Source organism: Klebsiella sp. CN_Kp106, assembly GCF_040064575.1.
Taxonomy (GTDB): Bacteria; Pseudomonadota; Gammaproteobacteria; order Enterobacterales; family Enterobacteriaceae; genus Klebsiella; species Klebsiella michiganensis.
Map to the genome: position 1 here is coordinate 15,383 of NZ_JBEAIG010000060.1, position 14,722 is coordinate 30,104.

12 protein-coding genes are annotated in these 14,722 nt (G+C 56.0%); 8 read left to right on the forward strand and 4 right to left on the reverse strand.

Translation table 11 applies throughout. The features are described from left to right. Positions 1–64: 64 nt before the first annotated feature. The 3 genes from xylH to xylF form a co-directional block, all read right to left on the reverse strand. Positions 65–1,246, reverse strand: a complete 1,182-nt coding sequence (xylH, locus tag ABLU96_RS20690) for a xylose ABC transporter permease XylH (RefSeq protein ID WP_032751665.1) — start codon at positions 1,244–1,246, stop codon at positions 65–67. Then, entirely contained in the window at positions 1,224–2,765 is a 1,542-nt protein-coding gene (locus tag ABLU96_RS20695; protein ID WP_046876786.1) for a xylose ABC transporter ATP-binding protein, read from the reverse strand. The genes xylH and ABLU96_RS20695 overlap by 23 nt, the downstream gene beginning before the upstream one ends. A gap of 64 nt (positions 2,766–2,829) precedes the next feature. Then, the gene (gene xylF, locus ABLU96_RS20700; RefSeq protein WP_014227205.1) at positions 2,830–3,822 is read right to left on the reverse strand and encodes a D-xylose ABC transporter substrate-binding protein; all 993 of its coding nucleotides are present in this window, start codon (positions 3,820–3,822) and stop codon (positions 2,830–2,832) included. A gap of 374 nt (positions 3,823–4,196) precedes the next feature. Here xylF and xylA point away from each other — a divergent pair, with 374 nt between their 5' ends. From xylA to yiaB, 3 genes are all read left to right on the forward strand, one after another. Beyond that, the gene (gene xylA / locus ABLU96_RS20705) at positions 4,197–5,519 is read left to right on the forward strand and encodes a xylose isomerase (protein WP_025106783.1); all 1,323 of its coding nucleotides are present in this window, start codon (positions 4,197–4,199) and stop codon (positions 5,517–5,519) included. Between the two features lie 96 nt (positions 5,520–5,615). Then, positions 5,616–7,070 carry a xylulokinase gene (gene xylB, locus ABLU96_RS20710; protein ID WP_014227203.1) on the forward strand — a complete coding sequence of 485 codons (1,455 nt, stop codon included), beginning with the start codon at positions 5,616–5,618 and terminating at the stop codon, positions 7,068–7,070. A 168-nt stretch (positions 7,071–7,238) separates the two neighbouring features. After that, positions 7,239–7,613, forward strand: a complete 375-nt coding sequence (gene yiaB, locus ABLU96_RS20715) for an inner membrane protein YiaB (RefSeq protein WP_064374928.1) — start codon at positions 7,239–7,241, stop codon at positions 7,611–7,613. A gap of 93 nt (positions 7,614–7,706) precedes the next feature. Here yiaB and ABLU96_RS20720 read toward each other — a convergent pair whose 3' ends face one another. Further along, the gene (locus ABLU96_RS20720) at positions 7,707–8,702 is read right to left on the reverse strand and encodes an acyltransferase (protein ID WP_025106787.1); all 996 of its coding nucleotides are present in this window, start codon (positions 8,700–8,702) and stop codon (positions 7,707–7,709) included. A gap of 180 nt (positions 8,703–8,882) precedes the next feature. Between ABLU96_RS20720 and ABLU96_RS20725 the strand changes: the two genes are divergently transcribed. The 5 genes from ABLU96_RS20725 to ABLU96_RS20745 all read left to right on the forward strand — a co-directional run bounded on the left by ABLU96_RS20725 (position 8,883) and on the right by ABLU96_RS20745 (position 14,708). Beyond that, positions 8,883–9,188, forward strand: coding sequence for a YsaB family lipoprotein (locus ABLU96_RS20725; RefSeq protein WP_014227200.1), 306 nt, complete (start codon positions 8,883–8,885; stop codon positions 9,186–9,188). 127 nt (positions 9,189–9,315) lie between these two features. Then, positions 9,316–10,227 carry a glycine--tRNA ligase subunit alpha gene (gene glyQ, locus ABLU96_RS20730; protein WP_004126458.1) on the forward strand — a complete coding sequence of 304 codons (912 nt, stop codon included), beginning with the start codon at positions 9,316–9,318 and terminating at the stop codon, positions 10,225–10,227. A 9-nt stretch (positions 10,228–10,236) separates the two neighbouring features. Continuing rightward, positions 10,237–12,306, forward strand: a complete 2,070-nt coding sequence (glyS, locus tag ABLU96_RS20735) for a glycine--tRNA ligase subunit beta (RefSeq protein WP_025106788.1) — start codon at positions 10,237–10,239, stop codon at positions 12,304–12,306. A 327-nt stretch (positions 12,307–12,633) separates the two neighbouring features. Beyond that, positions 12,634–12,786, forward strand: a complete 153-nt coding sequence (gene hokA / locus ABLU96_RS20740; protein WP_004106778.1) for a type I toxin-antitoxin system toxin HokA — start codon at positions 12,634–12,636, stop codon at positions 12,784–12,786. Between the two features lie 302 nt (positions 12,787–13,088). Further along, complete coding sequence (locus ABLU96_RS20745; protein WP_064406165.1) at positions 13,089–14,708, forward strand: ATP-binding cassette domain-containing protein; 1,620 nt, start codon at positions 13,089–13,091, stop codon at positions 14,706–14,708. The last annotated feature ends 14 nt before the right edge of the window (positions 14,709–14,722 follow it).

Sequence of the window (14,722 nt, forward strand, 5' to 3'; positions counted from 1 at the left end):
TCAAGCTACTTGTGCCTAAGTTTGGCGGTAGCGCAAATAATTCGGGCATTTTTTTTCACAGCCCTCAGCTTCGGCGTTTCGTGGCGGAATCCATCCATACAGCGAGCAATAAAATGACCCCTTTAACGATGTACTGCCAGAAGGTGGCGACGTCCATCATGCTCATGCCGTTGTCCAGCGCGGACATGATAAAAGCGCCCATGACCGCGCCCGCGACGCTGCCGACGCCGCCGGCGAGGCTGGTACCGCCGATCACGCAGGCGGCGATGGCGTCCAGTTCGGCGATGTTGCCGGCGGAAGGGGAACCGGCGCCAAGACGCGAGCTGAGAATCAACCCGGCAATCGCCACCATCAGGCCATTAATGGCGAACACCGCCAGCTTGGTGCGTTCCACGCTAATGCCGGATAGACGCGCGGCCTCCAGGTTGCCGCCGATGGCGTAGATGCGGCGCCCAAACGCGGTACGGGTGGCCATAAACATGCCCGCCAGCAGCAGCGCGGCGAGAATCAGTACCGGCGTCGGGACGCCGCGATAGTCGTTTAACAGCCAGATGGCGCCCAGTACAATAACGGCGGTAATCGTCTGGCGGCCAACGGCTGAAGCGGAGGCGGGCGTGGAGAGGCCGAGAGCCTGACGTCGCATACGGCCGCGCCACTGCCAGATGATAAAGGCCGCCATGCCCGCCACGCCGATACCAAAGCCAATGCCATCAGGCAGATAGCTCTGGCCGATTTGCGACATCGCCGGGCTGGTGGGAGAGACGGTGGTCCCGTTGGTAATGCCTATCAAAATACCGCGAAATGCCAGCATGCCGGCGAGCGTCACGATAAACGAGGGGACTTTACGATAGGCAACCCACCAACCGTTCCAGGCCCCCAGCAGCAGGCCAAGCGCCAGGGTGACCACAATGGTCAGCGGTAGCGGCCAGCCCAGCCAGACATCAAATATTGCCGCTGCGCCGCCGAGCAGCCCCATCATTGAGCCGACGGAGAGATCGATCTCGGCGGAAATAATCACAAACACCATGCCGACCGCGAGAATGCCGGTAATGGCGGTCTGGCGCAGCAGGTTGGAGATATTACGCGCGCTCAGATAAGCGCCTTCGGTGGTCCAGGTGAAAAACAGCATAATGGCCACGATAGCGGCGATCATCACGAATACCTGGAGGTTCATCCCCTTCAGCCCCGATAGCGCGCCAGCGGCAGGCGGGGTGAGTTTCATTTCAGACGACGTGTTCTTCGACATGGCGTTCGCTCCTCAGTGCGGCTTCCATCACCTGTTCCTGGGTCAGGCCCTGGTTGATCAAATTAGCCTTCAATTTACCTTCATGCATCACCAGCACCCGGTCGCTTAGCCCCAGCACTTCGGGTAGTTCGGATGAAATGACAATGACGGCGATCCCCTGCTGCACCAGCTGATTAATCAGCTTGTAGATTTCGTACTTGGCGCCGATGTCGATGCCGCGGGTGGGCTCATCGAGTATCAGAATGCGCGGGTTCAGCAGCAGGCAGCGGGCGAGGATCGCCTTTTGCTGATTGCCGCCGCTCAGGCGACCGATCGCCAGCTCCGGCGATGAGGTTTTGATCTTCAAACGCTGGATGGATTGCTGAATACAGTGCTGCTCTCCGGCATCGTCAAGGCTGCTCAGCGGACCGGTAAACTGGTTTAACGCGGCGAGGGTGATGTTTTTACCCACTGCCATGACCGGCACAATACCGTCTTTCTTTCTGTCTTCCGGTACCATGGCGATGCCCTGCGCAATAGCCTGCTGACAGCTGTGAATCGTCACCTGCTGGCCATCAATAAAGATTTTTCCCTGCCAGCGGCCCGGCCAGACGCCGAACAGGCACTGGACCGCTTCGGTACGGCCCGCGCCGACCAGCCCGGCGATCCCCAGTATTTCCCCGCGCCGCAGCGAAAAGGAGACGTCATTAACCCGCTTAATATGGCGATTCACCGGGTGCCAGGCCGTCAGGTTTTCCACCCGCAGGATTTCCTCGCCGCAGCTGTGGGCTTCGCTCGGATAGAGGGCGGTAAGCTCGCGGCCGACCATCATGGTGATAATGTCATCTTCGTTCATGCCGTCAGCGTTACGGGTACCGATATGCTGCCCATCGCGGATCACGCAGATGGTGTCGGAGATGGCTTTGACTTCATTGAGCTTGTGGGAAATGTAAATACAGGCAATACCGTGATTTTGCAGATCGCGAATAATATTCAGCAGAACTGCCGTCTCCTGTTCCGTTAGCGAGGCGGTGGGTTCGTCGAGAATTAACAACCGTACCTGTTTATTCAGCGCTTTTGCTATTTCGACCAGCTGCTGCTGGCCAAGGCCCAAATCGCCGACGCGGGTATCGGGTGATATGGCTAAATTGACCTGGGCCAGCAGCTTTTCGCAGCGTAAGGTCATGGTTTCGTAATCCAGCAGACCGTGGCGGGAGATCTCCGCGCCGAGAAAAATATTCTCCAGAACGGTCAGATGTTTTACCAGCGCCAGCTCCTGATGAATGATGGCAATCCCTTTGCGCTCGGTATCGCGTATATGGCCCGGCCGCAACGTTTCCCCGGAAAAAATAATCTCTCCCTCATAGCTACCGTGCGGATATATTCCGCAAAGGACCTTCATGAGCGTGGATTTACCGGAGCCGTTTTCGCCGCACAGCGAGACCACTTCTCCGGCGTTAAGCCGCAGACTGACATTATCAATCGCCTTCACCGTACCGAAGGTTTTAGTAATGTTTTTCATTTCGAGTAACCAGGACATAGAGACTCCACATAAGCGATATCCGGCTGGATGGGGCAACGCCCCCGGGAGAGGGCGTCAGAGATTACAGCTCGCTTTTTTTGTGGAAACCGTCTTTGATCACCGTCTGGTCAATGTTGTCTTTATTGACCTCAATGGGCGTCAGCAGCCGGGACGGCACATCTTTGAGGCCGTTGTTGAGCGTGGCGTCGGCCTTCGGCTGCTTATCGTTGCCCAGTTCGACGGCGATCTCTGCTGCGGTGGTGGCAAGGTCAGCGATCGGTTTGTAAACGGTCATCGTCTGAGTGCCAGCGATAATGCGCTTCACGCCGGCGAGGTCGGCATCCTGGCCGGAAATCGCCACTTTGCCTGCGAGCCCCTGGGCGCTTAACGCCTGAATGGCGCCGCCGGCGGTGGCATCGTTAGAGGCGACGACCGCATCAATTTTGTTATTATTGGCGGTCAGGGCGTTTTCCATAATCTTCAACGCATTTTCTGGCAGCCATCCGTCGACCCACTGATCGCCGACGACCTTAATTTTTCCTTCATCAATATAGGGCTTAAGAACTTTCATTTGGCCGGCGCGGAAAAGCTTGGCGTTATTGTCTACCGGCGAGCCGCCCATTAAGAAATAGTTGCCCTGAGGCACTTTATTGACCAGGCTTTGCGCCTGCATTTCGCCAACTTTCTCATTATTAAACGAAATATAGAAATCAATGTCGGCGTTATTGATGAGACGATCGTAGGCGAGAACTTTAATTCCCTCCTGTTTAGCCTCTTTTATCACATTACTCAGCACCTGACCGTTATAGGGAATAATAACCAGAACGTCGACGCCGCGATTAATCATATTTTCGATTTGCGACATTTGCGTTTCTTCGTTGCCATTGGCTGACTGGACGAATACTTTTGCACCTAATGATTCAGCTTTATTGACAAAAATATCGCGATCTTTTTGCCAGCGCTCAAGGCGCAGGTCGTCAATCGCCATGCCAATTTTGACTTCTTTCGCAATGCCCGACAGGCTGGTGAGGAGGAGTGAAGCACAGAGCGTTAGGCAAAGGTTCTTTATCTTCATAATAATAACACCTTTTTTGTAAAGTGCAGGATAAGACGAACGATAAAAATAAACGGCCTGATACGTAGCAGATTTTTAACGCGGAAAGGAGCGCTGGCAATTATCTATGCTTATTTTGCCGTTATGAAATTTTGTTTATTTGTTAAATTATGACCGCGATCGTACTTTAATAATTAGTTCTCATCGTATTTCATTGATCTCTCGTGGCGTAAGCAGCGAAGTGAGGGCGTTGTTCTATTGTTTTTGCGACCTGGCGCACGTTTGTGGATTCTCTCAATCACAGTGTGAAATAACGTAATTGAGGAAACTAAAAAGAGAATTCTATATTGGCTTATGACTTATTACTCGCCGCATCCCTGAATATGGAGTTCATTATGCAGACCTATTTTGATCAGCTCGATCGCGTTCGTTATGAAGGCCCGAAATCCGCTAACCCACTGGCTTTCCGTCATTACAATCCGGATGAGCTGGTCCTGGGCAAACGGATGGAAGAGCACCTGCGCTTTGCGGCCTGCTACTGGCACACCTTCTGCTGGAACGGCGCTGATATGTTCGGCGTGGGCTCCTTTAACCGCCCGTGGCAGCAGCCGGGCGAAGCGCTGGAAATGGCGAAACGCAAAGCCGATGTCGCGTTTGAGTTTTTCCACAAACTGAACGTACCGTACTACTGCTTCCACGACGTTGACGTTTCTCCGGAAGGGGCGTCGTTGAAAGAGTATGCCAATAACTTCGCGCAGATGGTGGATGTGCTGGCGGAAAAACAGCAGCAGAGCGGCGTCAAGCTGCTGTGGGGTACGGCAAACTGCTTTACGAACCCGCGTTACGGTGCCGGTGCGGCAACCAACCCGGATCCGGAAGTGTTCAGCTGGGCGGCCACTCAGGTGGTGACCGCGATGGATGCGACCCACAAACTGGGCGGGGAAAACTACGTCCTGTGGGGCGGCCGCGAAGGCTATGAAACTCTGCTCAATACCGACCTGCGCCAGGAGCGCGAGCAGATTGGCCGCTTTATGCAGCTGGTCGTGGAGCATAAACATAAAATCGGCTTCCAGGGCACGCTGCTGATTGAACCTAAACCGCAGGAGCCAACCAAGCATCAGTACGATTACGACGCGTCTACCGTCTATGGCTTCCTGAAACAGTTCGGCCTGGAAAAAGAGATCAAACTGAACATCGAAGCGAACCACGCGACGCTGGCCGGCCACACTTTCCACCACGAAATTGCGACCGCCATTGCTCTGGGTCTGTTTGGCTCCGTTGATGCTAACCGCGGCGACCCGCAGCTGGGCTGGGATACCGACCAGTTCCCGAACAGCGTTGAAGAGAATGCGCTGGTGATGTACGAAATCCTGAAAGCGGGCGGCTTCACCACCGGCGGCCTGAACTTTGATGCTAAAGTGCGTCGTCAGAGCACCGACAAATACGACCTGTTCTACGGCCACATTGGCGCGATGGACACCATGGCGCTGGCGTTAAAAGTCGCTGCTCGTATGATTGAAGACGGCGAGCTGGATAAACGCGTCGCCAGGCGCTATGCCGGCTGGAACGGCGAGCTGGGTCAGCAGATCCTGAAAGGCCAGATGAACCTGGCGGACATTGCCCAGTATGCCACTCAGCATAACCTGGCGCCGGAGCACCAGAGCGGCCATCAGGAACTGCTGGAAAACGTGGTTAACCGTTACCTCTTTGATCGCTAATGAGGGCGATGATGCCCGGCGAGCCCGGGCATTGGCGATAACCGATGCTTTATTCGCGCCACGCTTAGCCGTGGCGCGTCAGTAAGGAGAGGCTGTATGTATATCGGGATTGATCTGGGCACCTCGGGCGTCAAGGCTATTCTGCTCAACGAGCAGGGCGAGGTCGTGGCTTCGCATACCGAAAAGCTCAACGTGTCGCGTCCGCACCCTTTATGGTCTGAACAAGATCCTGAGCACTGGTGGCTGGCGACGGACCGCGCGATGAAAGCGCTGGGCGCGCAGCACTCGCTGCGCGAAGTCAAAGCGTTAGGTATTGCGGGCCAGATGCACGGCGCGACGCTGCTGGATAAGCAACAGCGCGTCCTGCGCCCGGCAATTTTATGGAATGATGGCCGCTGCGGTGAAGAGTGCGCGCTGCTGGAAGAGAACGTCAGCCGTTCGCGGCAGATAACCGGCAACCTGATGATGCCGGGATTTACCGCGCCGAAGCTGCTGTGGGTACAACGTCACGAGCCTGAGATCTTCAAACAGGTCGATAAAGTCCTGCTGCCAAAAGATTATTTACGTTTGCGCATGACCGGTGAGTTTGCCAGCGATATGTCCGATGCCGCCGGAACGATGTGGATGGACGTGGCGCGCCGCGACTGGAGCGATGAGATGCTCGCCGCCTGCGGTCTGAGCCGCGATAACATGCCGGCGCTGTTCGAAGGATGTGAAGTGACGGGTTCGCTGCGCCCGGCCGTCGCGCAGTCGTGGAATATGCCGGAAGCGCTGGTGGTAGCCGGCGGCGGCGACAACGCGGCGGGGGCGGTGGGTGTTGGCATGGCGGATGCGGGCCAGGCGATGCTGTCGCTGGGGACCTCCGGCGTCTACTTTGCCGTCAGCGACGGCTTTCTGAGCAAGCCGGAAAGCGCCGTACACAGTTTTTGCCACGCGCTGCCCGGGCGCTGGCATCTGATGTCGGTCATGCTGAGCGCGGCTTCCTGCCTCGATTGGGCGGCGACATTAACCGGCCTCGGCACGGTTCCGGCGCTGATTGCGGCGGCGGAAGCGGCGAATGACGATGCCGATCCGGTCTGGTTCCTGCCCTACCTCTCCGGTGAACGTACGCCGCACAATAATCCGCAGGCCAAAGGCGTCTTTTTCGGCCTGACTCATCAACATGGTCCGGCGGAACTGGCGCGGGCGGTGCTGGAGGGCGTCGGTTATGCGCTGGCGGACGGTATGGATGTGGTTCACGCCTGCGGCGTGAAGCCCGAGAGCGTCACGCTTATCGGCGGCGGCGCGCGCAGCGCCTACTGGCGGCAAATGCTGGCGGATATTAGCGGCCAGCAGCTGGATTTCCGCACCGGCGGTGACGTCGGCCCGGCGCTTGGCGCGGCGCGGCTGGCCCAGCTGGCGTTGCATCAAAATATCGCGTTTTCCGATCTACTTCCTCAGCTCCCGCTGGAACAGGCTCATCGTCCTGATGCCGAGCGCTTTGCTCGTTACGCCCCTCGCCGGGAAACCTTCCGCCAGATTTATCAGCAGCTTTTACCGCTGATGTCCTGATTCTTTCGCCCCTGTCGATGGGGCGAATTCATCTCTTGAATGTTTTTAAATTCATGTAGTTATCGAGTGTATTTATATATTCCGAATTTGTCGTTTCAGGGACGAAAAGTACGGATAAACGCATCCTGCCAGTCCACAATGGGGCCTGTCTTATGCCAGGGAGGCACCATGAAAAACAATCTTATTGCAAGGCTGTTGATGTCTATTGGCGCACTGGTTTATCTGGTGGGAATCTGGCGAACCTGCCCATTATTTAGCGGTAAAGGCTATTTTCTGGGCGTTCTGGTCATGGGGATGTTTGCTGTGCTCACGCATCAGCGAACGGCGCAGGAAGCACAGCGAGACGGCGATTTTATCTCGCTGTGCCGGCTGGTGGTGCTGTTGTCGGCGGGATTGCTGCTGGTCGGCGCCTGCTTTGTCCCGGCTCCGTGGCGTGAAAAAAGTATTTACGTGATGGCGTGGTTTGTCTGTATGTACGGTGCGTCGGCAACGCCTTATCCCGCTAAAGTCACGGATAAAGCTCGCAATAACTCAGTGGAATAAGCTGTCAGCGGACAGCGAAGAGAGGTCGGCGCAGTCACGGAAGAGCCCGCTGAGTAAACGACGGCGCCGGCGTTGAACCGCAGGCGCCGTTTTTCAGCTCACCAGCCGGCGGCTGTCAATGCGCTGTACCAACATTGATAGCGCCAGGCTACCCAGCAGCGCAGCGCTGAATATCCAGGCAATATCCAACATTGGCCAGCGGGTCAGCTCCAGTCCGCTGGCGCGCAGCGCGTGAATAATCAGCGCATGAAATCCGTAAATGCCTAACGAATGGCGCGCAATAAGCGCAATAAACGGCAACTGACGCGTATTGAGCGTATTTTTTACCAGCGTCAGCAGGGCGAGCGCGCAGACAAAAACCGCGGGGCCGCAGTATAAATACCAGGTATCACCAAAATCGCCGCGCCAGCGCAGTTCGTGCAGCGTGCCGCGTGATATTACCCATACTCCCGTGATGAATAGCCCAGCGCAGAGCGCAGTCAGCCATTTTTTATCGGTATCCAGCGTGCCGATTGCCCGCCCTAATACGCCGTACATCACGTAGTAGAACGTATCGCCGTTGATATAGAGATTGAGCGGCAGCCATTCAACGCCTGCGGCTTTCACCGGGACCATATTGGGGTTTGCCAGAATACCCAGCACCAGCATCAGCGCCAGCAGCATCCTGCCGCTCACCTGCTTAACCTGCACCAGCGGAGAAAGCAGGTAAATGACCACGATAGCGAAGAAGAACCACAGATGGTAGAACACCGGTTTCTGCAGCAAATTTCTCAGCGACAGTTCAACGTTGATGTGGGTAAACAAGGTGATATAGAGCAGCGACAGCGCACTATAAAAGAGAATGCATAGTGCGATACGCCGAAAATGGCGGGGCTGGGCGCTGCGCTCGCCGAAAAACAGATAGCCTGAAATCATGAAAAACAGGGGGACGCTGACGCGAGATGCCGAGTTGAGGATATTGGCGAGATCCCACTCCAGCAGGCTGATGGTGTGCGGATGCGTGATATACCAGGTGGTACTATGAATCATGACCACCATCATGCAGGCAATGCCGCGCAAATGGGTAATCCAGTGAATTTTTTCCTGCATCAGTACCTCTGTTTCTCCTTCTCAGAAAGGGTCTGACCGCCCTTATACGCTGGTATCGCAGTGGAATAATCCGAGTTTTTCGGCATAGACTTGTCGAGGTGTGGCCCAATTCGCACAATGTGCCGATTATTTAACGTAACCTGCACGATAACAATTTACTAACAAGGCGGTCGAGAAAAAATGGTGATGAAATATGTGTTTTCTGGACTACTGCTGTGCCTGCTGGCGGGCTGTAGCGCGACGCCGTCTCCGCCAGTGCAGAAGGCGCAGAAAGCACGGATAACGCCGCAGGCTACCCTCAATATGGCGCAGCTTTGCAAGGATAATGCCGCCGTTCGTTATAGTACAGGCGTGCGCCAGGTTGACATCAGCCATTTCGAGCAGTTTCAGGGGAGCTACGAGCTTTCGGGCAAGACTGCGCGGAATGAACGTTTTATCTGTTCTTTTGACCCGGACGGACAGTTTTTGCATCTTTCCATGCGCTAAACGCGCCCACGGTGGCGCTTATTTCCGCAATTTTCCCTAAACAATCCCGTTTCATACTGTATATCTCGCAGCCAGCGGGTATACTGGCTCCTTCCTTTAAATCCACACGTATCTAGCACGAAATCATATGCAAAAGTTTGATACCAGGACCTTCCAGGGCCTGATCCTGACCTTACAGGATTACTGGGCTCGCCAGGGCTGCACCATTGTTCAACCACTGGACATGGAAGTCGGCGCAGGCACCTCTCACCCGATGACCTGCTTACGCGCATTGGGTCCCGAGCCGATGGCGACCGCCTACGTGCAGCCTTCCCGCCGTCCGACCGATGGTCGCTACGGTGAAAACCCGAACCGTTTACAGCACTACTATCAGTTCCAGGTGGTGATAAAACCCTCTCCGGATAATATCCAGGAGCTGTACCTTGGGTCTCTGAAAGAGCTGGGTATGGATCCGACCATCCACGACATTCGCTTCGTCGAAGACAACTGGGAAAACCCGACGCTGGGCGCCTGGGGGCTGGGTTGGGAAGTGTGGCTGAACGGTATGGAAGTCACGCAGTTCACCTACTTCCAGCAGGTTGGCGGTCTGGAGTGTAAGCCGGTCACCGGCGAGATCACCTACGGTCTGGAACGTCTGGCGATGTATATCCAGGGTGTCGACAGCGTTTACGATCTGGTCTGGAGCGATGGCCCGCTGGGTAAAACGACCTACGGCGACGTGTTCCATCAGAACGAAGTGGAGCAATCCACCTATAACTTCGAATATGCCGATGTGGACTTCCTGTTCTCCTGCTTCGAGCAGTATGAGAAAGAAGCCCAGCAGCTGCTGGCGCTGGAAAACCCGCTGCCGCTGCCTGCCTACGAGCGCATTCTGAAAGCCGCCCATAGCTTTAACCTGCTGGACGCGCGTAAAGCCATCTCCGTCACCGAGCGTCAGCGCTATATCCTGCGCATTCGCACCCTGACCAAAGCAGTGGCTGAAGCTTACTATGCTTCCCGTGAAGCCCTGGGCTTCCCGATGTGCAACAAGAATAAATAAGAGGCGGCCATGTCTGAGAAAACTTTCCTGGTGGAAATCGGCACTGAAGAGCTGCCACCAAAAGCACTGCGCAGCCTGGCTGAATCCTTTGCTGCGAACGTGACCGCAGAGCTGGATAACGCTGGCCTCGCGCACGGTAAAGTTGAATGGTTTGCCGCACCGCGCCGTCTGGCGCTGAAAGTGGCGAATCTGGCGGCTGCGCAGGCAGACCGTGAAGTTGAAAAACGCGGCCCGGCGATTGCCCAGGCGTTTGACGCCAGCGGCCACCCGAGCAAAGCGGCCGAAGGCTGGGCGCGCGGCTGCGGTATCACCGTCGATCAGGCTGAACGTCTGACGACCGATAAAGGCGAATGGCTGCTGTATCGTGCCCACGTGAAAGGCGAGAGCACCGAAGCGCTGCTGCCGAACATGATCGCGACCTCGCTGGCGAAGCTGCCGATCCCGAAACTGATGCGCTGGGGCGCGTCCGACGTCCACTTCGTGCGTCCGGTTCATACCGTGACCCTGCTGCTGGGCGACAAAGTGATCCCGGCCACCATTCTGGGCGTGCAGTCCGATCGCGTTATTCGCGGCCACCGCTTTATGGGTGAGGCGGAGTTCACTATCGACAATGCCGATCAGTATCCGCAGATCCTGCTGGAGCGCGGTAAAGTCATCGCCGATTACGAACAGCGTAAAGCCAAAATTAAAGCCGATGCGGAAGAAGCGGCGCGTAAAATTGGCGGCAACGCCGATCTGAGCGAAAGCCTGCTGGAAGAGGTGACTTCACTGGTTGAATGGCCGGTGGTCCTCACCGCGAAGTTCGAAGAAAAATTCCTTGCGGTGCCTGCCGAAGCGCTGGTTTACACCATGAAAGGGGACCAGAAGTACTTCCCGGTTTACGACAACGCGGGCAAGCTGCTGCCGAATTTTATCTTCGTCGCCAACATCGAATCGAAAGATCCGACCCAGATTATTTCCGGTAACGAAAAAGTGGTGCGTCCGCGTCTGGCGGACGCTGAGTTCTTCTTCAATACCGACCGTAAAAAACGTCTGGAAGATAACCTTCCGCGTCTGCAAACCGTGCTGTTCCAGCAGCAGCTGGGTACGCTGCGCGATAAGACCGATCGTATTCAGGCGCTGGCCGGCTGGATCGCTGAGCAGATTGGCGCGGACGTCAATCATGCTACCCGCGCGGGCCTGCTCTCCAAGTGCGATCTGATGACCAACATGGTCTTCGAGTTCACCGACACGCAGGGCGTGATGGGGATGCACTACGCGCGCCATGATGGCGAAGCGGAAGACGTTGCCGTTGCCCTGAACGAGCAGTATCAGCCGCGCTTTGCCGGCGATGACCTGCCGTCTAACCCGGTGGCCTGCGCCGTGGCGATTGCCGATAAGATGGACACCCTGGCGGGTATCTTCGGTATCGGCCAGCACCCGAAAGGCGATAAAGACCCGTTTGCGCTGCGTCGTGCCGCACTGGGCGTGCTGCGTATCATCGTTGAGAAGAACCTGAATCTGGATCTGCAAACGCTGACTGAAGAAGCGGTGCGTCTGTACGGCGACAAGCTGACGAATGGCAACGTGGTCGACGATGTTATCGACTTCATGCTGGGACGCTTCCGCGCCTGGTATCAGGATGAAGGCTATACCGTCGACACGATTCAGGCGGTACTGGCGCGTCGTCCAACCCGTCCGGCAGACTTCGATGCGCGTATGAAGGCGGTTTCCCACTTCCGTACCCTCGAAGAGTCCTCCGCCCTGGCGGCGGCGAACAAGCGTGTATCCAACATTCTGGCGAAATCAGACGTGACGCTGAACGATATCGTTCACGCCTCCGTACTGAAAGAAGCGGCTGAAATCAAGCTGGCAGGCAATTTAGTCGTGCTGCGCGATAAGCTGCAGCCGTACTTCGCCGAAGGGCGTTACCAGGATGCGCTGATTGAGCTGGCGTCCCTGCGCGAGCCGGTGGATGAGTTCTTCGAGAACGTGATGGTGAACGCAGAAGACCAGGATGTGCGCGTAAACCGACTGACGCTGCTGTCCAAGCTGCGCGATCTGTTCCTGCAGGTAGCGGATATTTCCCTGCTGCAGTAAGTGAATGGGTAATAATAAAAAACCTGCCTGCGGGCAGGTTTTTTTATACTAAAAATATAAGTAAGTGAACCATTAATAATTCGCTGATTGATATTTTCGCTATTTTCATTGATTGCCGGGAATTATTTTAGGAATATGCCAACGTAGTCTGGTCAGATATTTACGGTAGAATGCTGACGGGTGCTTGAGACTGTTTGTCTCAGGCGTTCAGCGGGAGACAAACAGAGAAAAGCCCCACCTGATGATAAATCAAAGTGAGGCTCCCCTATGCATGAACACCATAAGAGTAGCCTCTTACCTGTTGAAAATCAACACGGGAGGCGAGGAATGCCGCAAAAGTATCTGTTGTTTAGCTTAATAGTGATTTGCTTCACTATTTTATTATTTACCTGGATGGTGCGTGATTCGCTGTGTGAATTACAGCTCAGGCAGGGGAATATTGAGCTGGTGGCGTTCTTAGCCTGTGGGATTAAAACGTAAGAGACGGTGGCGGAGAGCGATCTCCGCCATTCTTACGGCGTTAAGCATTCTTATAGCACCCTGTTTTTTTCATGAAATCATTATTTCGCCTCCTGAAAGCAGGAGGCTTTTTTTCCGGATTCACGGCCTGTCGAAAAAACAGGCTTGAAATGTATACCGGGGTATGGCTATCCTATGGCCCGACGAATCCCTCGTCTCACCGGAGAGCACGCGCCAAATGAACAAACACGACTGATGAATTTCACGCCTTGCTTCGCGCTATTTGCGAGCAGGGGAGGTATTGATTTCATTCAGGAGTGCTTATGGCTCATTGTGCCCGGTCCCCCTCTTTTCTTTTGCATCAGGTCACCTGTCAGTTAGCGACGGGAGATACGCTTTTTGGTCCGCTGAATTTATCGCTGGAAGGCACCCTCTGCGGGCTTGTCGGGCGCAATGGCGTCGGTAAAACCCGATTATTGCGTTTGCTGGCGGGCCTGGACTCGCCGTCGAGCGGCCATATCGAACGTGTGGCTTCGGTGAGCTACGTTGCTCAGCAGCATGTCATGTTTCCTGATACGACGCTGGCGGAATGGTTTGGCGTCGAATTCGTTTTTTCTGCTCTGGCTCGTCTTGAACGGGGCGAAGGGCGAGCCGACGATCTTGAACGTCTTGATGGCTTTTGGGATCTCCCGGAGCGCCTGAATGCAGGATTCCAGGCCGCTGGCTTAGGAGAATTTTCCCCCGGACGGCTCGCCTCTTCGCTGAGCGGCGGGGAAAGAGTGAAGGCGCAGCTGTGCGGAGCGTTCCTGTCCGACGCGGATTTCCTCCTGCTTGACGAACCCACCAACCATCTCGACCGACAAGGCCGCGCGTGGCTATATCAGCAGCTTGAGCAATGGCGCGGAGGGGCGTTGATCGCCAGCCACGATCGGGAGCTACTGACCCAAATGCCGCGTATCCTCGAGCTGGCATCCGCGGCTTTGCGCAGCTACGGCGGCAATTATGTGGATTATCAGCAGCAGCGTGAGCTGGAGCAGCAGGCGGCTCGCGCCGCGCTGGAGCATGCGGTTACTGAACGGCGACGAACCCGGGCGCGGATGCAAAAAGAGCACGATGCCTGCCGGCGCCGCTCGGCGCAGACGTTGCGCACTATCGACACGCTCAATATCGCTTCATTTGAGCGTGTTGCCTGGAAAGGGGCGGCAAAAGAGCGTCCCGGCACCCTTAAGCGCCAGCATCGTGAACAAAGCAGCATCCTCAACGATGCGATAGAGCAGGCGCGTGAGCGGGTAGAGGAAGACAACCCGGTGATGTTTACTCTGCCCGGTAGCCAGGTCGCTGCGGGAAAGCAGGTGCTGGAGCTGGACGCGTTGCGGCTGACCCATTCACCGATGGCAGCGCTGGACTGGCGTATAGATGGGCCGATGCGCGTGGCGCTGCGCGGCCCTAACGGCTGCGGTAAAACAACGTTGCTTAAAACGCTGCTGGGCCTGCAGCCGCCGCTCTCAGGAAGCTGCCGCTTATCGGTTAACGCGGCGTATCTGGATCAGCATCTGAGCCAGCTGGACCTGTCATTGTCCATCATGGCGCACCTGAATCTCGGTGATACGCCCTTAGAAGAAGGTGTGCTGCGCAGCCAGCTGGCGCAGCTACAGCTGGGGGCGGACAAAGTCCATCTACCGCTATCGGTTCTGAGCGGAGGCGAAAGATTAAAAGCGGCGCTGGCCTGCGTGCTCTGGCGACGGGAGGCTACGCAGCTGCTGCTGTTGGATGAGCCCACTAACCATCTGGACCTGGCGTCCACTCTGGCGATTGAAAAAGCGCTGGCACAGTTTCCCGGCGCGATGCTGGTGGTGTCGCATGATGAAGCTTTTTTACGGGCGCTGAAGCTGACCCATTGCCTGGCATGGCGGGAAGAGGGCTGGAGCGTTGAGAGGCTATAAATGCAAAAAACCGC